Genomic DNA, 25230 nt, shown 5'->3' with positions numbered 1-25230 from the left:
CTGATGTTGTAAAAAAACTGCGTTGCGCCGATTTACTACATAGGCCGCAAGTTCCGGCTAGGCATGGTATGTCGAGGATAAGCGGGCAGCAGTATGGTGTCATCATGCAAGGTATGATCGCCGAAGCTGGCGCAACCCTTATCGTGCTTGCGTTTTGGCGTGTTTTTGCGCTATAATCGCCAGCTTTTCCGTGTTCGAACACTTTTTGGAACCATTATGGTCGTTATTCGTTTAGCTCGTGGAGGCGCCAAGAAGCGCCCATTTTTCAACATCGTTGCAACTGATTCGCGCAATCGTCGCGATGGTCGCTTTATCGAACGTCTGGGTTTTTACAACCCAGTCGCTTCCGGCAAGGAAGAATCGTTCCGTATCGCTCAGGACCGTCTGGCGCACTGGCAAGGAGTTGGCGCACAACTGTCGCCAACAGTTGCACGTCTGGTCAGCGAATCTGGCAAAAAAGCAGCTCCAGCTGCCTAATTGCAAGATCGTATCGTTTCGTGCTGCAAGTGAATTAGTTAGTCAGGTTTGATGCAATCTACACAATCTGCGGCTGGTGTTTCAGTTCCTTCGGATCTGGTCACGGTCGGTTATATTTCTGGTGCCTATGGTATTCAGGGTTGGGTGCGGGTCAAACCTTATTCGGCAGATGCAGATGCATTGCTGGGTGCAAAAACCTGGTGGCTGGATAAGCCGGAATTGCGCGACGTCGAGATGATGCAGGCCAAGGACCACAGCGGTGATGTGGTCGCTAGGTTGATGGGAGTGGCTGGTCGTGATGCTGCAGAAGCACTGAAAGGTGCTGTGGTGCAGATATCGCGCAGCCACTTTCCTGCTTTGTCAGACGGTGAATTTTACTGGGTCGATCTGATCGGCCTGGCGGTTGAAAATATACAGGGCGAGTCTCTGGGCGTGGTTGCTGATTTGATGGACAACGGCGCGCATCCGATTCTTAGGGTTGTGCGAGATGTCGTTTCAGATACCGGTGCAGATGCGTCGCAGTCCGCCGCCGGCAGCAAAACTGTTGCTGAAACGTTGATTCCTTTTGTTGATCAGTTTGTCAAAACGGTTGCCCTAACCGAGAAAAAGATTCTGGTTGACTGGGGGCTAGACTATTAAGTCTTCTAGCCATCCAAGAGGGTAAGAGGTGTTGTATGCAATTTGATGTCATCACGCTCTTTCCTGAAATGTTTTCTGCTTTAACGCAGTCAGGCGTAACGCGACGTGCGTTTGAGCAAAAGAAATGGGGTTTGTCCTTGTGGAATCCGCGTGATTTCACGACTGACAATCACCGCACAGTCGATGATCGCCCTTATGGCGGTGGGCCCGGTATGGTGATGTTGGCCAAGCCGCTTCACCTTGGCCTTGATGCCGCACGTCAGCGTCAGGTTGATCTGGGTTTCCCTGTGCCGAAAGTGGTTTACCTTTCGCCGCAGGGCAAGGCTTTGAGCCATCGTCGTGTCATGCAATTTGTGCAAGAGCCGGGTGTGGTGTTGTTATGCGGTCGTTACGAGGCGATTGACCAGCGTTTGCTTGATAGTCAGGTAGACGAAGAGATCAGTCTCGGTGATTTTGTGCTCTCGGGTGGGGAATTACCTGCTATGGCCTTGATGGATGCCGTGATTCGGCAACTGCCTGGTGTGCTCAATGACGGTGCGTCGGCGGTTGAAGATAGTTTCGTCAACGGTTTGCTTGATTGCCCGCATTACACCCGACCTGAAGAATATGAAGGTGCGGTAGTACCGCCGGTGTTGCTGGGTGGTCACCACGCCGAGATCGAAAAATGGCGGCGCCAGCGTGCCCTTGAGGCAACGGCGAAGAAGCGCCCTGATCTGATTCTCAGAGCGCGTCAGGACAAGCTGTTGTCACGTGCCGATGAGCAGTTTTTAAGTAGTTTGTAGTCGTAGTGAGTGCAGGCTGAGCCATGAAGGCGAGGCCTGTTGATAAATCCCCATCCTCTACCGGGCATAGATGTTGACAGTGCGGTTTCGTATTGTTTTCAAGGAGCGCCGGCAAGATGGTTTCTGGAGTAAAAAATGGATCTGATCCAACAATTAGAGCAAGAAGAAATCGCCCGTCTGGCGAAGAACATCCCTGACTTTGCGCCAGGCGATACCGTCATCGTCAGCGTCAATGTAGTTGAGGGTACGCGTAAGCGTGCTCAGGCTTACGAAGGCGTCGTGATTTCCCGTCGCAATCGTGGTTTGAACTCCAACTTCATCGTCCGCAAGATTTCTTCTGGCGAAGGCGTTGAGCGTACATTCCAGTTGTACTCGCCATTGATCGCTTCGATCGAAGTCAAGCGTCGCGGTGATGTTCGTCGTGCCAAGCTGTATTATCTGCGTGAACGTTCCGGTAAGTCGGCACGTATCAAGGAGAAGCTGCCTAACCGTCGTGGCACTGCCAAGGCTGAAGCGTAATCTTCTTGCTGCGCTAGATGCAGGCACGCAAGTGCATGTGAAAGGGACGTCTGCTGACGTCCCTTTTTCGTTTTTACTTTCCAAGGTGTTGTTTTGGCTGCGTTTGATCCACAGGAACTTCCGATAGACTCGATTGCCGGCGAGGCGCGTCTTGCGCCAGAGCGTCTGCAGCCGGATTGGTTGCGTGCGCGCTTTGCTGCGCCCCCGTCATGGATGCCCGAAATCAATCAGGAACAACTGCTTCGACAAACTGATAGCGCTTTGCGTCCTGCTGCCGTGCTGATTCCCATTGTTCTGCACGAATCTGGTCCAACACTTTTGCTGACCAAGCGCAATACTGATCTGAGAGATCACCCGGGGCAGATCAGTTTTCCTGGCGGTCGCATGGAGTTACATGACCTTTCGCCGGTCGATACCGCCTTGCGTGAGACCGAGGAAGAAATCGGATTGGCGCGCCATCATGTAGAGGTGATCGGATCATTGCCGCAGTATCTGACGGGTACGGGATATCGCGTCACACCGGTTGCTGGTCTCGTCACGCCACCTTTTCAAGTCGTGCCTGACCCTGGGGAGGTGGCCGAGATTTTTGAGGTGCCGCTGAATTTCTTGATGGATGGTCAGCATCATCAGCGACGTACCGTTGAATTGCCCGGAGGTGTCGGTCAACGGACCTTTTATACGATGCCTTATGACCGCTATTTCATTTGGGGCGCTACTGCGGGCATGTTGCGCAATCTTTTTCATTTTCTTCGGACTTGAATATCGTCAACCGATGCTTGCTTGCAAATCGGTAATATCGCCTGACGACAACATAAAATATCAGCAAATGTTGATGCCGTTGTATCATTTGTTTGATTGTAAAAAATGTCGTGCGCGCTGCAGAGGATGGCATGTGCACGGTGATTAAAAAGGCCGCTTAATGACATTTCTCTCCATACTCTTTGCGCTCCTGATCGAACAAATGAAGCCGCTGCGGGCGGACAATCCCATCTACAGTGGGATCAAGGCCTTCGCAGCCCGGGTTGAAACCTGGTTCAATGCAGGTCATCCGCAACATGGCCGTCTGGGCTGGATCGCGACCGTGCTGGCGCTGACCATTCCAACAGCCTTGATTTATTGGGTTTGCCTGCGTATAAGTCCGCTGGCAGCGCTGGCATGGAACATCCTGATTGTGTATCTGACGCTGGGTTTTCGCCATTACAGTCACTACTTCACCTCGATTCAGCTTGCACTCAACAGCGGTGATGAGATTACCGCCAGGGCGCTTCTGGCGGAATGGATCAAGCAAGATACTTCCGATATGGATGTCAGCGAAATTTCCCGTATTGCCTCCGAAAAGGCACTCGTCACTACGCATCGCCACGTCTTCGGTGTATTTTTCTGGTTCTTGATGCCGGTTGGTCCAGCCTGTGCCGTGATGTATCGGGTTGCCGAATATCTAGCGCGTGCCTGGAATGAACCGGATCATATGCGCCAGGAAGTCTTTGGGCGGTTTGCCCAGCAGGCGTTTTACTGGATAGACTGGATACCGGCGCGATTCACTGCCTCAGCATTTGCCGTGGTTGGCAATTTCGAAGATGCCATCTATGCCTGGCGTAATTTTGCCAATCGCTGGGTCGACGAGGCAGTTGGGATTATTTTGTCGGCCGGTGGTGGGGCAATGGGAGTGCGTTTTGGTACTCCGGCAGAAACGGCAGCCGGTATTTTGCCTTCCGATGCTGCCACAGTTGATTCCACAATGGAGTCGGTCGATGTTTTCCCTGGTGAGCAACCAACGCCGCGGACGTTGCAAAGCGCAGTTGGCCTGGTCTGGCGTGCCTTGTTGTTGTGGATGTTCTTGTTGTTGTTGCTGTCGGTGGCGGTCTGGCTGGGCTGAGTTTCAAGACGCATGGTGTGCAGACCAGATATAAATAGGTCTTAAGTCTTCTATAAGATATAATACTGAGGTTAAGTAGGCTCTCTACCCAACAGGTAGGGAGTCATTTATGTGGCAAGCGCTAGAAAACGAATTGCACGCATGGCTGATCCCATCAAACCCACCAACGCGCCATCCAAGGAATTCATCATCATGGGTCTGACCCAGGATGGGAAGCAGTTCCGCCCAAGTGACTGGGCTGAGCGACTCTGCGGTGTCATGTCCTGTTTCCGTCCCGAGGGTACCGGCGGACGTAACGCCCACTTGCAGTATTCTCCCTATGTACTTCCGATCCTGATTAACGGTGTCCGCTCCGTTGTGGTCAACGAAGCTCTGCGCGGACTTGACCCTTTGGCCTATCACTTTGTGTTGAATTTCGCCAAAGACAATAACTTGCAAGTCATCGACGCCTGTTTGTTGCCAGATCCGGCTGCACGGCCACAATAGAAAGTATTAGGGCTGCCTTTCCTGAGCAGGGATGGCAGCCCCAATACTTTCTGGTTGTCTCCTATCGCTCAAGCCTCTCTGTTGCCAGAGCTTTACGAGATGCTTCGGCCATGATGGCCAATGACTTGTGGAGAATAGCAACATGACACATCGCATGGAGCGGGATACCTTCGGTTTGATTGAAGTCCCTGGTGAGCGCTTATGGGGCGCACAAACACAGCGCTCACTTGAGCATTTTCATATTTCCACCGAACGCATGCCGGCCGAGCTGATTGTTGCGCTGGCGGCAGTCAAACGGGCTTGTGCCAGTGTCAACCGTGACCTGGGAAAGCTTGACGACAATAAAGCTACGGCGATTATCGCGGCCGCAGATGAAGTCATTGCGGGCAAGCATCCTCTGGAGTTCCCGCTCTCTGTCTGGCAAACCGGTTCGGGCACCCAAAGCAACATGAACATGAACGAAGTGCTGGCTAATCGCGCTTCGGAATTACTGGGCGGTGTGCGCGGGGAAGAGCGCAAGGTGCATCCCAATGACGATGTCAATCAGGGGCAATCCTCCAATGATATCTTCCCGACGGCGATGCATGTTGCGGCATGCATGGCGATTGCGGCACACCTGATTCCACGCTTACACAAGTTGCGCGCAACACTGGAAGCCAAGGCAGAAGAATTCAAGGATATCGTCAAAATTGGTCGTACCCACCTGCAAGATGCAACACCGTTGACATTGGGGCAGGAGTTCTCCGGGTATGTAGCACAATTGATGCATGCCGAGATGGCCATCATTTCAACGCTCGGAGCACTGAGCGAGCTGGCAGCTGGCGGCACCGCGGTGGGTACCGGTCTGAACGCGCACCCAGAATTCGGTGAGCGTGTAGCTGCGGCGCTGGAAAAACATTATGGTTTCCCGTTCAAGACTGCACAGAATAAATTTGCTGCACTGGCCGGCCATGAGGCGCTTCTCTTTGCGCACGGAGCACTCAAGACCCTTGCAGCAGCATTGATGAAGATTGCCAATGATGTGCGATGGCTGGCATCTGGCCCGCGCTCAGGACTCGGTGAAATTTCCATTCCGGAAAACGAACCTGGTAGCTCCATCATGCCGGGCAAGGTTAATCCTACACAGTGCGAGGCGCTGACCATGTTGTGCGCGCAAGTGTTCGGTAATGATGTTGCGATTAATATTGGTGGTGCATCCGGTAATTTTGAACTCAATGTATTCAAGCCGTTATTGATCCATAATTTCCTGCAGAGTGTGCGTTTGCTGGCAGATGGTATGGATAGCTTTGATGACCACTGCGCACAGGGGATTGCTGCACGTCAGGACCGTATTGCCGAACTGATGGAGCGTTCATTGATGCTGGTAACGGCGTTAGCGCCGCATATCGGCTACGACAAGGCGGCCAAGATCGCCAAGCAGGCGCATCACGATGGCACAACGCTCAAACAGGCAGCTTTAGTCCTGGGTTATGTCACTGAGCAACAGTTTGCTGATTGGATCAAGCCGCACGAAATGACTGCACCAAAATAATAGAACGATAAAATAAAGCAACCCGTGGAGAGGGGACGGGTTGCTTTTAAATATGCTGTTGGCAGTTTCCTGCACGCAAATATCGAGGCATCCTCACCGCGTTGGGGATCGCATCAAAACTTCATGATGTCCCAGTTGTAGCGCCATGTACGGCGTTATTAAATTGGGTTACGAATTGAAACAAGTACGTCAATTCAACAGTCTATTGCGTATATTTAAATCACTAAACAGAATGTATTTGATGTTCTGTTCGAATATTGTTGATTTGGCAATGGTGGTGCCAATTAACTGATGTCGTTTTCAAATGGTAGAGGCGAAAATGAGAAAGCTATCAATACTGGCAATGCTGGCGGTCGGCTGCCTGCTGGCGAGTAGCGCCAATGCGGCGCGTGTTGGTGTGTTCGTTGGTGTGCCATTGTGGGGCCCCGGGTATTACGGGCCACCAGCTTATTATCCGCCGCCGGTTTATTACAATCCACCGCCGGTTTACGTTGAAAGTGCACCTCCGGTGTACGTGCAGCAAAACGCGGAGTCCAATAATTACTGGTATTACTGCAAAGAATCAAAGGCGTACTACCCCTATGCACAGAGCTGCCCAAGCAATTGGATGAAGGTTGTGCCGAACAGTCCGGGTAGCGGCCAGCCTCCACCGCAGTAACGTCGTGACGACATGCGAGAGAAAATAGATTCGAGTAAAGGATAAATGGTGAACGTAATGAACAAGACAAACGCGACAGTAGCGGTACTCGTTGCATCGCTCGCCCTTGGCGGTTGTGTCAGCGTGCCGACGGGACCTTCGGTTATGGCAATGCCAGGTACCGGAAAATCATATGATCAATTCCGTGCTGATCAGGCGCAATGCCAGCAATATGCGCAGGAATCGATTGGCGGTGCTGCGCAGGCGACACAAAACAATACTGTCAACAACGCTGCGGTTGGTACAGCCGTTGGTGCAGTTGCCGGTGCTTTGATCGGCGCTGCGACCGGTCGCGCTGGTGCTGGCGCTGCCATTGGCGGTGGAGCAGGACTTCTGGTTGGTAGCGCCGCTGGCAGCAATGCCGCGGCAAGTGGCAATATGACGATGCAGCAGCGCTATGACATGACCTACACCCAATGCATGTATGCCAAGGGCGAGCAGGTGCAGCAGCCTGCGCAGGTTACGACCTATGTCTATCACCCACGGCGCTATTACTATGATGCACCGCCTCCAGGCTACTACGCACCAGCGCCTGGGTATTACTCTGCACCGCCATCGCCACCACCACCCGGTGCTTATTGAACTTCATTTTGAAGTCCCGGTGTAATGCAATGACCGCATTGGCTCGTCTGGCAATGCGGTTTTTTGTATCTCGGTGAATGGTGGTTTGGAGCTGGTAAAATTTTGAATGATATACTCGGGAAATGCACCAAATCCTCATTTTCACCTCTGTTGACCTGCATTCTCAGCAATGCAGGTATTGGCGTGCCTGATCCAGGCGGCCGATAACACAGCGATTCCCTCAGCTTTTTGTTAACCCGATGCCGCCAGTCCTGGTGGCCTGGTATTTACTGGCGTTGAACATGACTGGCGGCATTCCGAATTCATCGGAGTGTTCATGTCACAGACTATCCCTGTTGTTCCCAACGATTCTCCTGCTACAACTAAGTCAGCCTCAAGACCTATCGTACTGACCGGTGATCGACCAACCGGTCCGCTCCATCTCGGGCACTATATTGGCTCGCTCCAGTCACGCGTGCAATTGCAGGAGCAGGCACATCAATTTCTGCTGCTGGCGGATACCCAAGCGATGACCGATAACGTTGGCCGACATCAAAAAGTCACAGAAAACGTAGTTGAGGTTGCGCTCGACTATCTGGCGGTCGGGATTGATCCTGAGAAGTCGACCATTTTCATTCAGTCCCAGGTTCACGAACTGTATGAATTATCGATGCATTTACTCAATCTGGTGACGGTCTCAAGGCTGGAGCGTAATCCCACGATCAAGGAAGAGATTCGTCTGCGTGGTTTTGAGCGTGATATTCCTGCCGGATTTCTGACCTATCCCGTGAGCCAGGCTGCCGATATCAGTGCCTTCAAAGCGACGCTGGTGCCGGTAGGAAATGATCAATTGCCCATGATTGAACAAACCAACGAGCTGGTGCGCAAATTCAATCACGTTGTAGGTCGGGAAATCCTGGTGGAATGCAAGGAAGTGTTGTCCGAAACCGGTCGTTTGCCGGGCATTGATGGCAAGGCCAAAATGAGCAAATCATTGGGTAATGCCATTGCACTTGGTGCTACGCCGGAAGAGATCAAGCAGGCAGTGCAGCGCATGTATACCGATCCGCAACACTTGCGCGTCGATGACCCGGGGCAGGTCGAGGGGAATGTGGTGTTCGCATTTCTGGATGCATTTGAACCTGACCGCTTGGCACTGGAAGAGCTAAAGCAACATTACCGCCGCGGTGGGCTGGGAGACAGTGTATTGAAGCGCCGTCTGGATGGCCATCTGCAAGCACTACTGGAGCCAATTCGTGCGCGTCGTCACGCGTGGCAGAACGAGCGCGGAGAGGTCATGTCGATTTTGCGCCGGGGAACTGAGCGCGCCCGTGAGGCCGCTGCGCAGACGCTGTCGGAAGTACGTGCAGCACTTGGCCTGAACTACTTTTAACGATCCACGCGGCGCCCATCCACTTGATGCCGACCGCGCCGCTTACCTCAGAGCGGCAACGGTAGCACCAAGATGACTTCCAGCCCACCATCGGGATGGTTGCGCAGCCGCAGCTGGGCACCATGGTTTTCGGCAATGTTACGGGCGATGGTCAGGCCGAGTCCGGTACCGCCGGTGTCGCGCGAGCGTGAGGTTTCCAGTCGGTAGAACGGCTCGAAAACTGCCTCAAGCTGGTTCTCCGCGATACCCGGACCATCGTCATGAATCCGTATGCACAGAGACTCCGGCGTCTCTGACTCAGCGGCGATGCTTACGCGCGCGCGCTGACCATACTTGACCGCATTGTCCAGCAGATTTGTCAGGCAACGTCGCAAGGCATTTGGCTGTGCCAGAATTGAAGTGCGGGCATTGCCTTGCAGCGAGACATCCTGCCCGGCATCGCTTGCATCGGCACACACACTATCAAGAAGTGAGTCGATATCCAAGCGTTGCATCGGCTCAGTCGAATCCATGCTGCGCGCCAGATCCAGACCTTCGCGCACCATGCCCTGCATGACAGCCAGATCGTCCACCAGTTTCTGTCGCAGTTCTGGATCGCTGACCTTTTCGAGGCGCAGGCGCAAACGAGTCAGTGGCGTTTGCAGATCATGGGTAATCGCTGCGAGCATATGGGTGCGATGCTGAATCTGTCTGCGAATTCTCGCCTGCATGGCATTGAAAGCATGTGCTGCCTGCCGGATTTCAGTCGGTCCTTTTTCAGGTAACGGCGGATGATCGAGATCTCGCCCCAGTTCGGTCGCGGCGCTAGCCAGTTGCTTGATTGGACGCGTAGTCATTTTTGCGACAACGTAAGCCAGTAACGCAATTAAGACCAGATACAACAAAATATAGGCGCCACCATAAGGCAGAGGTCCCGGGGAGCGACCGCGCAGGACCGGTGGTTCGCCCGGCAAATGCAAACGTAAACGCAGCAGAGCTTTGTCCTGCAGACTCACATAGATGACCCGGCAGGTTTCATGACGCTGAAAGTCGAGACCATCTGCCGGTCCAGGCTGACCTGTCTTAGGGGGGGATGGTGGAGGTGGAAAACCTGGCTGTATGTCGCCTGGAGGTCCTCGGCGTGGCGCGCAATCGGTCTCGCGCTGTACGACAATGACACGATCATCGCCTAACTGCGCTTTGAGCATATCGACCATTGGGCTCGAATTATTGTCCGCCGTATCGCTGATACTGTTGACGAAAGATGCTTCGTAACCAAAATTACCGGCAGCCCGTAACACCACTTCTCGGGTTGCGGGATCGATTTTGTCGAGTGCCTGCACGACTTGCTCTACCCGTTCAGCAATATGCTGCAGTCGTAGCTCACGTATCGAGCTACGCCGCTCATTGAAGCTGAGCCATGTCGTAATGACGGTCGCCACAATGATTCCTGTCAGTAACATCAGAAATACACGGTTGGCGATCGAGCCGAACGCATTCTTCATGCCGCAGTATCCGTAGTGACTGTCGTTGCCAGCACATAACCTTCATTGCGAATGGTTTTGATGATGGTAGGTGTACGGGCGTCATCGCCCAATTTTTGACGCAGGCGGCTAATCTGGATATCGACAGAACGGTCAAAAGGATCCGCTTCGCGGCCCTGTGTCAGTTCCAGCAACTGGTCGCGATTGAGAATCCGATTTGGATGTTCCAGAAAGACTTTCAGCATGCGGAATTCTGCACCGGACAGCGCCACGACGACGCCATCCTTGCTCAGTAGGTGGCGCGCGCCCAGATCCAGCGTCCAACCAGAGAAATGCATCGCACGTGCCTCGGTATTTGCCATATTGGGCGGCAGCGCCTGAGTGCGGCGCAATACACTGCGAATTCTGGCAAATAGCTCACGCGGTTCAAACGGTTTGGCCAGGTAGTCGTCAGCCCCCATTTCCAGCCCAAGAATGCGGTCCAGCGGATCGCCGCGCGCAGTCAGCATGATCACCGGAACATTTGATTGTGCACGCAGATTGCGGCAAAGTGTCAGCCCATCCTCGCCTGGCAAGGTCAGATCCAGCACGATCAGGTCGATACGCGTTTCGATCATCACCTTGCGCATGTCCAGACCATTGGTGGCGGTAAATGTGCGGAATCCGTTCCCGTCCAGATAATCTGCCAGTAGGGATCGGATTTCACGGTCGTCATCGACGACCAAAATGTTAGAAAGTGTGTCCATGGCAGCCATTATGACAAGTCGGGAAGTCTATGTGAGGGGAAATTGTATATTGGCTTTTCAGGCAGCCGTGTGGAGATAGAGCGAAACAAATTGGGCATTGGCATATACAAAACGATACAAATCGTGCAACGCGGGACAAACCGCTGATACACCCAAACGGTTTAATGGTTTCCGTGCAGATAGCACGTCTATCCAGAAAGGAACCATCATGTTGAATCTCAAGAAGAGTCTGATCACAGGTTTGTTTGCGACAGGTGTGGCATTGACCTCGATGTCATCTTTTGCGCAAATGCCGCCACCAGGACCTGGGCCTGGTCCAGACGCACATCACGCACCGACGCCTGAACAAATCGCCAAGATGGAGCAATGGCGCGCCAAGCGCGAAGCCAAGCTGCACGACAAGCTGAAGATTACTGCGGCCCAGGAGGATGCCTGGAAAACATTTATCACCAAGACGACGCCACAGCGCCCACCAGAGCCGCCCAAGCATTTGAGCAAGGACGAATGGAGCAAGTTGACCGCACCAGAGTTGCTGGATCGTCAACAGGAGCACATGAAGCACTGGCAAGAAGCACATGCGCAACGTATCACTGCCACCAAGGAATTTTATGCAGTACTGACAGCGGATCAACAAAAGGTCTTTGACGAAGAGTTCCGCAAGATGGAACAACGTCGTATGCATCAACATCGCCCTGGCCCATGGCACGATCAAGGCAAAGACGATGCTGCTGGCAAATAAGTAAAAAATCGAGCGAAAGGCCTTGCCCATGCCTGTTGTGCAAGGCCTTTCGCTTTTTGTCTGGATGGCTCTCTGGGCGCTGTTTCGCTACCCATTCAGCCGCCTGCAGCGTGCCGGCAATTGCGTCACAATCTGTTTGCAAATACGTCGCGCTTCTAGCTCATAATAGCCGCCGAGCGACGTATTGTCGGATCAAGTGTGCATTCACATCATGCACATTGATTTTCGTACTATTTCCCGAATCAACTTTTTGTTCTGATCACCTGCGATGACTACCACACCAACTCCTGAGAAAAATCCATCAAGCGTGCGACCTTCTTCTGGTGAATCCAGTGGAAAACGGGGTATTTTTCAGCGCTGGGGATTCTGGATCCTGGTAGCTGCGCTGGCCGCAGGTGGTTATGCCTACTGGTCGCATAAACGTGTGGCCGCCGGTGACGATACGCCAGCAGCGGGTGGACAATGGGGCGGTGGCAAGCGCGGTCCGGGCGGCCCAGGTGGTCCAGGCGTGTCGCCCGTGGGGGTTGCGGTCGCCAAGAAGAGTGATGTCAATATCTATCTGACCGGTCTTGGAACCGTCACGCCGATTGCAACCTCGACCGTGCGTACCCGCGTCGACGGTGAGCTCAAGAAGTTGCACTTCAAGGAAGGGCAACTGGTCAAGCAGGGCGATTTACTGGCTGAGCTCGATCCACGCACCTATCAAGTCGCGGTGACGCAGGCTGAGGGGCAGCTTGAACGCGACCGCGCCTTGCTCGATGCGGCTAAGATTGATTTGAAGCGTTACCGTACCTTGCTGGCGCAGGATTCTATCGCTAGCCAGCAAGTCGATACCCAAGCGGCGCTGGTCAAGCAATATGAAGGTACGGTCAAGAATGATCAGGGCAATCTCGACAGTGCTCGTCTGCAATTGACTTATTCACGCGTGACGGCACCGGTCACGGGACGGGTCGGCCTGCGCCAGGTCGATCTGGGCAATATCGTCAATTCGAGTGATACCACAGGCATTGTGATCATTACGCAGTTACAGCCGATCACTGCCGTCTTCACGATTCCCGAAGATAATATTCCTGCAGTCAACAAGCAGCTGCAAGCGGGGAAACAACTGCCGGCTGAAGCCTGGGACCGCGATCAGAAGAACAAGCTCGATAAGGGGGTGATCCTGACGATCGACAATCAGGTCGATACCTCCACCGGTACCGTCAAGCTGAAGGCACAGTTCCCTAACGCGGATTACGGTCTGTTTCCGAACCAGTTCGTCAACATCCGCATGCTGCTCGATACCCTCAGCGGTGCCACTGTGATTCCTACTGCGGCAATCCAGCGCGGCTCACAAGGTCAGTTTGTCTATGTCGTCAAGCCAGACAACACAGTTACCGTGCGGGTCATAAAGACCGGTCCGACAGAGGGTGATGTCACCTCGATTAATGATGGTGTTGCCGTCGGCGAGACCGTTGTCGTAGACGGTATCGACCGTCTGCGCGAGGGCGCCAAGGTAGAACCAATCCTGCGCGGCGGAGCCGATGATCCAGCCAAGAAGCTGACTGAAAAATCGGGTCCACGCCGCCGCCACAAAGGTGGTGATGCTGCCGCCCCACAAGGAGCTGCTTCTGCCGGAGCCGCAGTAGCCGCCGATGGCGCGGCACAGGGCGATCAGCAAGCAAGCCCTGAACAGCGTCAAAAGCGTTGGGCCGAGCTCAACAAGCGCATTGATGCCGGTGAATTCGGCGAGGAAATCAAGAAATTGCCGGAAGATCAACGTCGTCAACGCATGATGGAGATGCGCCGCAAGCAGCGCGCCGCTGACGGTGGTGACGCTGGCAACGCCAATGCAAAATAAGGCTGTCGCATGAATCCCTCACGTCTGTTTATTCTCCGGCCGGTCGCCACGTCATTGTTGATGCTGGCGATTCTTCTGGCCGGTATTGTCGCCTACAAGCAATTGCCCCTGTCGGCACTGCCAGAAGTCGATTATCCAACCATACAGGTGGTCACACTCTATCCCGGTGCGAGTCCCGACGTCATGACATCGTCAGTGACCGCACCGCTGGAGCGGCAGTTCGGTCAGATGCCTGGGCTCAACCAGATGGCCTCGACCAGCTCCGGTGGCGCCTCCGTTATTACCTTGCAATTCAACCTTGATCTGAGTCTGGATATCGCTGAGCAGGAAGTGCAGGCCGCAATCAATGCCGGCAGCAATCTGCTGCCGTCGGATTTGCCGATGCCGCCGATCTATAGCAAGGTCAACCCTGCGGATACACCGATCATGACGCTGGCGGTGACGTCCAAGACCTTGCCATTGCCCAAGGTGCAAGACCTGATCGATACCCGTCTGGCACAAAAGATTTCGCAGCTCTCCGGCGTCGGCCTGGTCAGCCTGTCCGGTGGTCAGCGTCCGGCGGTGCGGATGCAGCTTAATCCACGTGCAGCAGCAGCGCTGGGCTTGAATCTGGATGATGTGCGCACTGCCATCACGAACGCCAACGTGAATCAGGCCAAGGGTAGTTTTGACGGCCCTGCGCGGGCCTCTACCATTGATGCCAATGACCAGCTGAAGTCAGCGGACGAATATCGCAATCAGATCATTGCGTACAAGAATGGCGCACCAATTCGGGTTTCTGATATCGCCGATGTCGTTGATGGCGCAGAAAATGTACGGCTTGGTGCCTGGGCCAATCAGGACGCTGCCGTGATCGTCAATATTCAGCGCCAGCCTGGTGCCAACGTGATCGCCGTGGTTGATAGCATCAAGAAGATTCTGCCGACCTTGCAGGCCAGTTTGCCAGGCGCAATTGAAGTCAAGGTCCTGACTGATCGCACCACGACCATCCGCGCCTCGGTCAATGATGTGAAGTTTGAATTGCTGCTCTCGATCGCACTGGTCGTGATGGTGATCTTCATCTTCCTGCGCAATGTTTCTGCGACCGTGATTCCGAGTGTGGCAGTGCCACTATCGCTGGTCGGTACCTTCGGTGTCATGTATCTGGCGGGCTTCTCGATCAATAATCTGACCTTGATGGCGCTCACCATTGCCACCGGCTTTGTGGTGGATGATGCGATCGTCATGATCGAAAACATTTCGCGTTATATCGAAGAAGGCATGGCTCCCTTACCGGCAGCACTCAAAGGCGCGCAGCAGATCGGCTTCACTATCATTTCGCTGACTTTTTCGCTCATTGCGGTATTGATTCCTTTGCTCTTCATGGGCGATGTGGTCGGTCGTCTGTTCCACGAGTTTGCGGTCACACTGGCGGTAGCGATCCTGATTTCTGCGGTTGTATCGCTGACACTCACGCCGATGATGTGTGCCCGGCTATTGCGCCATATTCCGGAAGAAAAGCAGGGCTGGTTCTATCACCAGAGCGGCGCTTTCTTTGATCGTATCATTGCGCGCTACGGCGTTGCGCTGGAGTGGGTGTTGAACCGCCAGCGGAGCACCTTGCTGGTCGCGATTGGCACACTGTTGCTGACAGTCTTGCTCTATATATTTGTACCGAAGGGATTTTTCCCGGTGCAGGATACCGGTGTGATTCAGGGTGTTTCCGAAGCACCGCAGACCATTTCATTTGCCGCCATGGCACAACGGCAGCAGGAACTGGCCAAGGTAGTACTGGAAGATCCGGCAGTGGAAAGTCTATCCTCCTTCATCGGCGTCGATGGCGTCAATGCCACGCTCAATAGCGGCCGTTTGCTGATCAACCTGAAACCGCATGAGCAGCGCGATGTCAGTGCCAGCGACGTGATTCGCCGTTTGCAGCCGGAGCTCAATCGCAAAGTCCCAGGAATGACGCTCTACATGCAGCCAGTGCAGGATCTGACCATCGAAGACAGCGTCAGCCGCACGCAATATCAGTTCACACTGCAAGCGGCCAATGCGGACGAACTCAGCACCTGGATTCCCAAAGTCCTGGCGCGCCTGCGCCAGGAGCCACAGCTGGCTGACGTTGCCAGTAACGCACAGGATCAAGGGCTGCAAGCCTATGTCGAGATTGATCGCGATGCTGCTGCCCGTCTGGGTATCACCACTGCGGCCATCGACAACGCTTTGTACAATGCCTTTGGTCAGCGTCTGATTTCAACCATTTACACCCAGTCCAACCAGTATCGCGTGGTGCAAGAGGTTAAACCGGAATACCAGAAGGGGCCAGAAGCACTCAACAGTGTCTTCCTGGTGACCTCCAGCGGCGGGCAGATTCCGCTGGCTAGTATCGCGCGCATCACCGAGCGCACTGCGCCGCTGGTGGTGAACCATCTGAGCCAGTTCCCGGCCACCACCATCTCCTTTAATCTGGCTCCGGGTGCCTCGCTAGGTGCAGCGGTCAAGGCGATCTCCGCAGCAGAGAAGGACATCGGTCTGCCTGACAGTATCACGACCAACTTTCAGGGCGCGGCGCTGGCATTCCAGGCCTCGCTGTCAAATACCCTCTGGCTGATTCTAGCCGCGATCGTGACGATGTACATCGTCCTGGGTGTGCTCTATGAGAGTTACATCCATCCGATCACAATTTTGTCGACCTTGCCATCGGCCGGGGTGGGGGCCTTGCTGTCATTGATGATTTCCGGTAGCGATCTGGGCATCATCGGCATTATCGGCATTATTCTGCTCATTGGTATCGTCAAGAAGAATGCGATCATGATGATCGACTTTGCGCTGGAAGCCGAGCGGCATCAGGGCAAGACGCCGCGTGAAGCAATTTATCAGGCCTGCCTGTTGCGTTTCCGACCGATTCTGATGACCACCATGGCCGCCTTGCTGGGAGCACTGCCACTGATGCTGGGCAGCGGTGTCGGTGCTGAATTGCGGCAGCCGCTGGGTATTACCATGGTCGGTGGCTTGCTGGTATCACAGGTATTGACCTTGTTTACCACGCCGGTGATTTATCTTGCCTTTGACCGCTTGGCGACGCGTCTGCGTCAACGTTACGGTAGAGACACCCACGATCAGGGTGATGCTGATCACGATGAGGCGCCACAGATTGATCCGTCTGTACCACCCCAATCGCCATTCTGAGGCGTGTCCCGCATGAACATTTCGCGCCCCTTTATTGAGCGACCCATCGCCACGACCCTCCTGACCATTGGCATTGCCTTGGCAGGGGTGGTGGCGTTCCGCTTGTTGCCGGTGTCGCCGTTGCCGCAGATTGATTTTCCGACCATTTCGGTGTCGGCTTCGCTGCCAGGTGCCAGTCCCGAAACCATGGCGGCCACGGTGGCAACACCGCTTGAGCGTAGTCTTGGCACGATTGCCGGTGTCACCGAAATGACCTCGACGAGTTCGCTCAACTCGACCCGCATTACCCTGCAATTTGATCTCAGTCGCGATATCGATGGCGCCGCACGCGATGTGCAGGCCGCCTTGAACGCGGCACGTGATTTGCTGCCCACCGGGATGCCGAGCAATCCAACCTATCGCAAGGTCAATCCGGCCGACGCGCCGATCATGATCCTGGCGTTGACCTCGGATACCCTTACGCAAGGACAGATGTACGATGCTGCCGACAGTATTCTGGCGCAAAAGCTGGCGCAGGTTGGTGGTATCGGTCAGGTCACTGTTGGTGGCAGTTCACAGCCAGCCGTGCGCATTGAGCTCAATCCGGCTGCGCTCAATAAATACGGTCTGGGTTCTGCCGATGTGCGCACCGCTGTGGCGGCGACCAATGCCAACCGTCCCAAGGGGATGCTAGAAAAGGATGACCGCAACTGGCAAATCTACGCCAACGACCAAGCCAGCAAAGCTGCTGACTATGCGCCGCTGATTGTCTCTTACCGCAACGGCAGGCCGATTCGCATCAGTGATGTTGCCACGGTACGTGACTCGGTGGCTGATCTGCGTAATGCCGGCTCGGCCAATGGCAAGCCTTCGATTCTGGTCATTTTGTTCCGTCAGCCGGGAGCCAACATTATTGAGACAGTCGATGCCGTCAATGCCTTGTTGCCGCAGTTGAAAGCGTCGATTCCGCAATCGATCGAGTTGCAGGTCATGATGGATCGTACCCCGACCATCCGCGCCTCGCTGAAGGACACCGAAAAGACCCTGCTCATGTCGATTGCGCTGGTGATCATGGTGGTCTTCCTCTTCCTGCGCAATGGCCGCGCCACGCTGATTCCCAGTGTGGCTGTGCCAGTCTCGCTGATCGGTACCTTTGGCGTGATGTATCTGCTCGGTTATAGCCTCGATAATCTGTCACTGATGGCGCTCACCATTGCGACCGGCTTCGTGGTTGATGATGCCATCGTTGTTCTGGAAAACATCTCTCGCCATATCGAGTCGGGCATGAAGCCGGTGAAGGCAGCGCTGCTAGGGGCGCGTGAAGTCGGCTTTACGGTTTTGTCGATGAGCATTTCGCTGATTGCCGTATTTATTCCGATTCTGATGATGGGCGGGCTGGTAGGGCGTCTGTTTCGCGAATTTGCGGTGACCTTGTCAGTCGCCATTCTGGTCTCGATGCTGGTATCACTGACCACCACGCCGATGATGTGTGCTGCATTGCTGCGTCATGAGCCTGAGCCAAAGCGGTCGCCAGGACGTTTCTTCACTGCGGTTGAGGGGATGTTTGATGCCATGCTCAGGGTGTATCAGCGCTCGCTGGCCTGGGCTTTGCGTTTTTCGCCGCTGATGATGCTGATTCTGTTGGCCACCATTGCGCTCAACGTCTATCTGTATGTGATCGTGCCCAAGGGATTTTTTCCGCAGCAGGATACCGGGAGACTGATTGGCGGTATCCGCGGCGATCAGGCGATCTCGTTTCAGGCCATGCGAGACAAGCTCAATGAGTTTGTCGAGATCGTCAAGGCGGATCCGGCTGTCGCTAACGTCACCGCGTATACGGGCGGTGGCACGCGTAATGCTGGTAGCATGTTCATTGCACTCAAGCCGCTGTCCGAACGCAAAATCTCTGCCGACAAGGTGATCGGGCGTCTGCGTGGCAAGTTGGCCCATGTGCCGGGCGCAACCCTGTTCTTGCAAGCGGTGCAAGATATTCGTGTGGGGGGCCGCCAGAGTGATGCACAATATCAGTTCACTTTGCAGTCGGATGACCTCAATTTGCTGCGCACCTGGGAACCCAAGATCCGTCTGGCATTTTCCAATCTGCCAGAACTGGAAGACGTGACGACCGACCAGCAGGACAAGGGCTTGCAGACTACGCTGACAATCGACCGGGAAACGGCAATTCGCAGTGGCGTTACGCCTTCGCTGATCGACAGCAGTTTGAGCGATCTGTTTGGTCAGCGTCAGGTATCGACGATCTACAGCGGGATCAACCAGTACCACGTGGTGATGGAAGCTGCACCACAATATTGGCAAAGTCCAGAGATACTCAATACTATCAATGTGAGTCTGGCAAATGGTGTCGCCAATCTGTCGCCAACCACCTCGGCCTTGAGCACGCCACCGGCCGTGACGGCTTCCGGTGCGCTGAGTTCTAATTCGTCGCTGGCATTGACCTTATCCACCGCCGCGTCGACCCAGGTGCCGTTGCGATCCTTTGCCAGCTTCCAGCCCACCAACACCGCATTGAGCGTCAATCATCAGGGGCAATTTATTGCCTCCACGATCTCTTTCAATCTGGCTGAAGGCGTATCGCTGTCGCAAGCCACCGACAAGATCAACGATACCCTCGCGCGTCTGGGTGTGCCGACCGAAGTGCAGGGCAGCTTTGCCGGTACGGCCAACGCCTTCCAGTCGTCGATGGGCAATCAGCCATTGCTGATTCTGACTGCCTTGTTGGCCGTCTATATCGTGCTCGGCGTGCTCTATGAGAGCATGGTGCATCCCATCACCATCATCTCCACACTACCGTCTGCCGGTGTCGGTGCCTTGCTGGCCTTGCTAGCTACTGGGACCGACTTCAGCTTGATTGCACTGATTGGTGTGATTCTGCTGATCGGTATCGTCAAGAAGAATGCCATCATGATGATCGACTTCGCCTTACAGGCTGAGCGGCAACGCGGGCTGTCGCCACGGGATGCGATTTTTGAAGCCTGCTGCCTGCGCTTCCGGCCGATCATGATGACTACCATGGCGGCACTGCTGGGGGCGGTGCCGCTGGCACTGGGCCATGGCGATGGTGCGGAACTGCGGCAACCACTGGGTATCTCGATTGTGGGTGGGTTGATCGTCAGTCAGATTCTGACCTTGTACACCACACCGGTTGTGTATTTGTATATGGAGCGTCTCCGTTTGTGGAGCAAGCGGATGTTGAAACGGAACGGCACGCCCCAGGATAATCTGGGCGCAACCGCTTAAGTGAACCAGACAGTAGAAAGAGCAGGGCAGGTGGCAATAATCTACGTTGCGGGCTGCTCCGGGGAAATGAAAATGATCAAGCCAAATATGAAGTCGACTTTTTCCAAGCCGACCACCAGCGCCGTGTTGCGTCGTCATCGTCTATTGTTGCTCAGTCCGCTGGTGATCGCACTGGCGGCCTGCACAGTTGGACCTGACTATGTGCGTCCGGCTGCGGTTCCTGTAACGGCCACGACGGCTTTCAAGGAAATGCAGGGCTGGAAACCGGCGCAGCCAAGTGAACTGGCCATCAACGGCAAGTGGTGGGAGATGTTTAGCGACTCTCAGCTCAATGCCTTGATCGAACAGATCGATATCTCCAACCAGAATCTGGCCGAATCGGAAGCCAGCTTTCGCAAGGCCATGGCGCTGGTACAAAGTGCACGTGCTTCGTTGTATCCCACAGTCGCACTCAATGCTGGCAAAACCAATGCGGATACCGTTTCCGGCGGCGTCACGCACAGTTATTCAACCGGCCTGACTGCTAGCTGGGAGCTCGATATCTGGGGTAGTGTCAGACGTAATGTAGAAGCCAATGAGGCAACTGCGCAGGCCACTGCCGGTGATCTGGCAGCCGCTCGCCTGAGCGCGCAGGCTGCATTGGCACAGGATTACCTGCAACTACGCGTGCTCGATTCGCAGCAAAAATTACTCAATGAGACCGTAATTGCCTATCAGCGCTCGCTGGATCTGACCAAAAATCAATACGCGGTCGGTGTCGCGGCGCAATCTGATGTGATCCAGGCGGATACCCAACTCAAGACCGCGCAAGCCTCCGCTATCGACAACGGCGTATCTCGTGCGCAACTGGAACATGCGATTGCGCTGCTGGTTGGCAAGATACCATCTGAGTTCTCGATTCAGCCAGCGCCACTGGAAGCCCTGGCGCCTCCGATTCCAGTTGCAATACCTTCAATGCTGCTGGAGCGCCGTCCCGATGTCGCTGCCGCCGAGCGCCGTGTGGCGGCTGCCAATGCCCAGATCGGTGTAGCCAAGGCCGCTTACTATCCGTCGTTGACGTTATCGGCGTCTGGCGGTTACCAGAGCACCAGCGGTATCGCCAACCTGTTCAATCTGCCCAACCGGGTCTGGTCGCTCGGTCCTTCACTGAGCCAGACGCTGTTTGATGGTGGTGCGCTGACTGCTGTCACCAAACAAGCATTAGCCAACTACGATCTGACGGCCGCCACCTATAAACAAACCGTGTTGACGGCTTTCCAGGCAGTTGAAGACAACCTGGCGGCGCTGCGTATTCTGGAGCAGGAATCGGTGGTTCAGCATGAAGCCTTGCTGTCCGCGCGCAAGGCACTGTCGCTGGTGCTCAATCAATACAAGGCCGGTACCGTCAGTTACGCCAATGTGATTACCGCACAGGCGACGGCACTGAACAGCGAAATCACCTCGCTGTCGATCCTGAATCGTCGCATGGCCGCCAGCGTGCTGCTGATTTCGGCTTTGGGTGGTGGCTGGAGTGAGCAAAATATCGCCGATCTGCAGCAACTGGCAAATCAGGCTGAACAACAAAAGCAAACACGCTAGGAGTTGACCAGCTCGGCATTGACGGCTCCGCGCAGGGTGTTACAGACAATCAGTCGTGTCGCCCGCAGCAACTCGGCGCGGCTGATCTGCCGCTCGGTTGCGTTCAGTTGCGCATCTTGCAATAGCACTGAACGCATCACGCCGGGTAGAGCACCCGCGCTCAGTGGCGGGGTGAACCAGCGACCATCGAGTTCAACGAACACATTGCTACGGCCGCCTTCTGTGAGCTGATCATGTTCGTTGAAAAACAGCATGTCAAAACCACCACGTTGTTCTGCCTCTTTCCATGCCTGATCATAGTGCTCACGTACCGAGCTCTTGTGACGCAGGAACAGATCATGGCTGTCGCTGCGGTGTGCAGCGATAAATACTTTTACGATGGCAGGCAAGGCTTTGAGTTCACCGCTCTGAAGTTTGATCTTGCCGTCATGCGACAACTCCAGACGCAGCCGATGGGCTTGTGCCGCTGGCAATTGACGGCAATGCGCTGCTAACGCCTGCCGAATTGCTGATGTATCCCAGGAAAAATCGAAGTAAGCGGCTGATGCCTGTAAGCGCTGCAGATGTAAGTCCAGGTAACGACAGCCCTCTTCGTGGGTCGCATAGATTGTTTCGAATAGCGTGAACTGACGCGGCAGACCGGTCAGAAAACGGGCTTTCAGGCGGCATTCCGCAAATTCATCGGCAGCATTACTATCGTAGGTAATCCCTGCGCCCACACCCATCTGGCCGTGACGTACCCCACCTTGTGGCGGCGCCAGCGCCAGCGTGCGAATCGGCACCGATAAACAGAAATCGCCGACCTGACGTCCCTCGACCGGTGTTTCAAACCAGCCGATAGCACCGGTGTAAATGCCGCGTGGTGCCAACTCCAGCTCTCTGATGATCTGCATGGTGCGATGCTTGGGCGCACCGGTAATCGAACCACAGGGATACAGTGCCGCCATGATCTCAGTCAGTGTCGCATCGGTGCGCAATTGGGCCGTGATGGTTGACGTCATTTGCAACACCTGTCCGAAACGCGTCACCTTGAACAGATCCGGCACGGTGACCGAACCATTCACGGCGACCCGGCCCAGATCATTGCGTAGCAGATCGACAATCATCAGATTCTCGGCACGATTTTTTTCGTCCTGGGTTAACTGGATGGCGCGGCGCTGGTTTTCTGCTTCATCACCAGCGACCGCTGGCGCAGTGCCCTTCATCGGTTGCGCGGTCAGCTCACCGTCCACGCAGCGTACAAATAATTCTGGTGATAGCGACAATATTGCCCGACCATCTGGCAGGGCGATCAACGCACCGTAAGGGACTGGCTGGCGTGCGCGCAGTTGTCGGTAAAGATGAAGTGGTTCGCCGTACGTATCGAAATGCAAGCGGTAGGTGTAATTGACCTGATAGGTATCACCTGCGGCGATGTAGGCACGAATGCGGGCGATATCGGCCGTAAAACGTGATTCGTCAATATCTGGTCGCACGTGCGCAATGCCCGCAGCATGGTCTGACCCGGCATCCTGTCGGGCCAGCCAGTCGGCGGTGTCATCGGCGTTCAGTAGTTTGCATTGACCGAATAACAGGATTTCAGCCAGCGGTGTTGCTGCCGCCACGTCTGCCGAGGCTGGCCAGTCTGCGATCTGCTGCTGAGCTGCACCTAGCTCATAACTCAGCAGGACAACGGCGTACAAGCCCTGTTGCAATGCGTCTTGCATCTGTGCCAGCAAGTCCGGGAAAGTGCTGCCTTCGGCGCAACACAGCGTACGTTGGTAATCGGTGTACAGGCGCGAGCGTGGCAGGCGCGCACCAGCATCATTGATGCTGTTGTCGTCAAGTAAGGCGAAACAGGAGGGCAACATGGCAGGGGCATCCAGAAACAGAAAGTGGGTACGTGCCTTGGCGCAACAGTAATAGCGGCTTGAGCCTATCTTGGCACCAGGCAGACCGGCAGCATGATAGCTTAAACGGTATACTTTCTGGATTCTATGGCCAGCGTTGGAGGTAGTCCGTACCAGAGCGCTGACGCAAGTGCAGTCTGTTCCCATTTTTCTTGATTTTCATCAGATTCCACCCGATGTCTTTGCCCCGCACCCTCGTCATTCCGCTCATTGTCGCCTGCGCCCTGTTCATGGAGCAGATGGACTCCACGGTGATCTCAACTTCATTACCGGTCCTTGCGGTCGATATGGGGGTTGATCCGATTTCGCTCAAACTGGCGTTGACCTCGTATCTGGTCAGTCTGGCCGTGTTCATTCCGATCAGTGGCTGGATGGCAGACCGCTTTGGCGCGTTGACCATTTTTCGGGCGGCGATTTGCGTATTCATGCTGGGGTCGATCCTCTGTGGCGTGTCACAGTCCCTGCCTGAATTTGTCGCAGCACGTTTCTTTCAGGGCGTTGGCGGTGCCATGATGGTGCCGGTCGGACGGCTGGTCATCTTGCGCAGCGTCGACAAGGCCAATATCGTCAAGGCACTCAGCTATCTGACCATGCCCGCCATGCTGGGGCCGGTATTGGGACCGCCACTGGGTGGTTTTATCACGACCTATTTTCACTGGCGCTGGATTTTCTTCATCAATATCCCGATGAGCATTCTGGGCCTGTATCTGGCCACGCGTTTCATCGCCAATACCCGCGAGCCACAGACTGCGCCACTGGACTGGCTTGGCTTTATCCTGTCTGCTTTGGGCTGTTCTCTGGTCATGATGGGCCTGGCAACAGCGGGGCGTCATCTGGTCAGTGGCGACATTTCACTGGCGTGTATTATATTGGGCACCATGTCACTGGCTATCTATGTCTGGCATGCACGACGTGTCGCGTATCCGCTGATTGATCTCAGTCTGCTGCGTATCCAGACCTTGCAGGCCGGTGTATTTGGCGGTTCGTTATTTCGTTTCGGTATCGGCGCTATTCCGTTCCTGCTACCGTTGATGCTGCAGCTAGGTTTTGGCTTCAATGCCTTCCACTCCGGCTTACTGACCTGCGCTTCAGCGGCCGGCGCGATGTTCATGAAGACCATCGCCGCCAAGGTCCTCAAACGCTATGGTTTTCGTCGGGTGATGATTATCAATGGCACCTGTGGCGTGCTGTCGCTGGCTGCCATTGGCAGCTTCACCCAGAGTACACATTACATCGTCATGCTACTGGTCTTGCTCATTGGCGGCTGCTTCCGCTCACTGCAATTTACCAGCCTCAATGCCATTTCCTATGCCGATGTCGATAACCACCGGCTTAGCCAGGCCACCAGTATTGCCAGTGTTGCCCAACAATTATCGGTCGGCATGGGCGTCGTGCTGGGTGGCTATGCGTTGCAGACTTCACAGCACTGGCAGGGGCATAGCACGCTGGTAGCACAGGACTTCTGGCCGGCGTTTCTGACCGTCGCTCTGGCGGCTGCCTGTTCCATCCCGCTACTGCGGCAGTTACCCGCCAACGCCGGGGCTGAGCTGGCAGGGCGCAAAGTACCAGCAAACGGTGTGACCAAAGCTAATTCAGCCGGCTGATC

General features: G+C 54.9%; 20 protein-coding genes. 17 read left to right on the top strand and 3 right to left on the bottom strand.

Annotation, left to right across the window (positions count from 1 at the left end; genetic code table 11):
- Nucleotides 1-216 precede the first annotated feature (216 nt).
- The 11 genes from rpsP to trpS all read left to right on the top strand — a co-directional run bounded on the left by rpsP (nt 217) and on the right by trpS (nt 8961).
- Nucleotides 217-477, top strand: coding sequence for a 30S ribosomal protein S16 (gene rpsP, locus FHW66_RS02515; RefSeq protein WP_183378120.1), 261 nt, complete (start codon nt 217-219; stop codon nt 475-477).
- Nucleotides 478-528: 51 nt separating this feature from the next.
- Nucleotides 529-1116 (top strand): ribosome maturation factor RimM, encoded by a 588-nt coding sequence (gene rimM / locus FHW66_RS02510; RefSeq protein ID WP_183378119.1) that lies wholly within the window; start codon nt 529-531, stop codon nt 1114-1116.
- Between the two features lie 35 nt (nt 1117-1151).
- The gene (gene trmD / locus FHW66_RS02505; RefSeq protein ID WP_183378118.1) at nt 1152-1898 is read left to right on the top strand and encodes a tRNA (guanosine(37)-N1)-methyltransferase TrmD; all 747 of its coding nucleotides are present in this window, start codon (nt 1152-1154) and stop codon (nt 1896-1898) included.
- 135 nt (nt 1899-2033) lie between these two features.
- Entirely contained in the window at nt 2034-2417 is a 384-nt protein-coding gene (rplS, locus tag FHW66_RS02500; RefSeq protein WP_183378117.1) for a 50S ribosomal protein L19, read from the top strand.
- A gap of 93 nt (nt 2418-2510) precedes the next feature.
- A complete protein-coding gene (locus tag FHW66_RS02495) occupies nt 2511-3176 on the top strand; it encodes a CoA pyrophosphatase (protein WP_183378116.1) in 666 nt (221 codons plus the stop codon).
- A 160-nt stretch (nt 3177-3336) separates the two neighbouring features.
- Nucleotides 3337-4293 (top strand): CobD/CbiB family protein, encoded by a 957-nt coding sequence (locus tag FHW66_RS02490; RefSeq protein ID WP_183378115.1) that lies wholly within the window; start codon nt 3337-3339, stop codon nt 4291-4293.
- Between the two features lie 141 nt (nt 4294-4434).
- A complete protein-coding gene (locus FHW66_RS02485) occupies nt 4435-4779 on the top strand; it encodes a DUF3579 domain-containing protein (protein WP_183378114.1) in 345 nt (114 codons plus the stop codon).
- 142 nt (nt 4780-4921) lie between these two features.
- Entirely contained in the window at nt 4922-6310 is a 1389-nt protein-coding gene (gene fumC / locus FHW66_RS02480; protein WP_183378113.1) for a class II fumarate hydratase, read from the top strand.
- A 319-nt stretch (nt 6311-6629) separates the two neighbouring features.
- A complete protein-coding gene (locus tag FHW66_RS02475) occupies nt 6630-6968 on the top strand; it encodes a hypothetical protein (protein ID WP_183378112.1) in 339 nt (112 codons plus the stop codon).
- A 57-nt stretch (nt 6969-7025) separates the two neighbouring features.
- Entirely contained in the window at nt 7026-7589 is a 564-nt protein-coding gene (locus FHW66_RS02470; protein WP_255458778.1) for a glycine zipper family protein, read from the top strand.
- A gap of 316 nt (nt 7590-7905) precedes the next feature.
- The gene (gene trpS / locus FHW66_RS02465; protein ID WP_183378111.1) at nt 7906-8961 is read left to right on the top strand and encodes a tryptophan--tRNA ligase; all 1056 of its coding nucleotides are present in this window, start codon (nt 7906-7908) and stop codon (nt 8959-8961) included.
- Between the two features lie 47 nt (nt 8962-9008).
- Here the strand turns inward: trpS and FHW66_RS02460 are convergent, their stop codons facing one another.
- On the bottom strand, nt 9009-10445 hold the full coding sequence (locus tag FHW66_RS02460) for an ATP-binding protein (protein ID WP_183378110.1): 1437 nt from the start codon (nt 10443-10445) through the stop codon (nt 9009-9011).
- A complete protein-coding gene (locus FHW66_RS02455; RefSeq protein ID WP_221196889.1) occupies nt 10442-11170 on the bottom strand; it encodes a response regulator in 729 nt (242 codons plus the stop codon). The genes FHW66_RS02460 and FHW66_RS02455 overlap by 4 nt, the downstream gene beginning before the upstream one ends.
- Before the next feature lie 208 nt (nt 11171-11378).
- On the opposite strand from FHW66_RS02455, the gene FHW66_RS02450 reads away from it, so the two are divergent.
- The 5 genes from FHW66_RS02450 to FHW66_RS02430 all read left to right on the top strand — a co-directional run bounded on the left by FHW66_RS02450 (nt 11379) and on the right by FHW66_RS02430 (nt 21735).
- Nucleotides 11379-11909, top strand: coding sequence for a Spy/CpxP family protein refolding chaperone (locus FHW66_RS02450; RefSeq protein WP_183378108.1), 531 nt, complete (start codon nt 11379-11381; stop codon nt 11907-11909).
- A 268-nt stretch (nt 11910-12177) separates the two neighbouring features.
- A complete protein-coding gene (locus tag FHW66_RS02445; RefSeq protein WP_183378107.1) occupies nt 12178-13749 on the top strand; it encodes an MdtA/MuxA family multidrug efflux RND transporter periplasmic adaptor subunit in 1572 nt (523 codons plus the stop codon).
- Between the two features lie 9 nt (nt 13750-13758).
- Nucleotides 13759-16920, top strand: coding sequence for an MdtB/MuxB family multidrug efflux RND transporter permease subunit (locus tag FHW66_RS02440; RefSeq protein ID WP_183378106.1), 3162 nt, complete (start codon nt 13759-13761; stop codon nt 16918-16920).
- Between the two features lie 12 nt (nt 16921-16932).
- Nucleotides 16933-20157 (top strand): efflux RND transporter permease subunit, encoded by a 3225-nt coding sequence (locus tag FHW66_RS02435; protein ID WP_183378105.1) that lies wholly within the window; start codon nt 16933-16935, stop codon nt 20155-20157.
- Nucleotides 20158-20229: 72 nt separating this feature from the next.
- Nucleotides 20230-21735 carry an efflux transporter outer membrane subunit gene (locus FHW66_RS02430; protein ID WP_255458777.1) on the top strand — a complete coding sequence of 502 codons (1506 nt, stop codon included), beginning with the start codon at nt 20230-20232 and terminating at the stop codon, nt 21733-21735.
- Here FHW66_RS02430 and pabB read toward each other — a convergent pair.
- The gene (pabB, locus tag FHW66_RS02425; protein WP_183378104.1) at nt 21732-23585 is read right to left on the bottom strand and encodes an aminodeoxychorismate synthase component I; all 1854 of its coding nucleotides are present in this window, start codon (nt 23583-23585) and stop codon (nt 21732-21734) included. The two genes, FHW66_RS02430 and pabB, sit on opposite strands and share 4 nt — an antisense overlap.
- A 215-nt stretch (nt 23586-23800) precedes the next feature.
- Here pabB and FHW66_RS02420 point away from each other — a divergent pair, with 215 nt between their 5' ends.
- Nucleotides 23801-25228, top strand: coding sequence for an MFS transporter (locus tag FHW66_RS02420; RefSeq protein ID WP_183378103.1), 1428 nt, complete (start codon nt 23801-23803; stop codon nt 25226-25228).
- Nucleotides 25229-25230: the final 2 nt, after the last annotated feature.

Origin of the sequence: Herbaspirillum sp. Sphag64 (genome assembly GCF_014192645.1) — a bacterium.
Lineage (GTDB): Bacteria > Pseudomonadota > Gammaproteobacteria > Burkholderiales > Burkholderiaceae_D > Herbaspirillum.
Note: the sequence above shows the minus strand (reverse complement) of the source record. Positions and strands in the feature narration are given on the sequence as shown.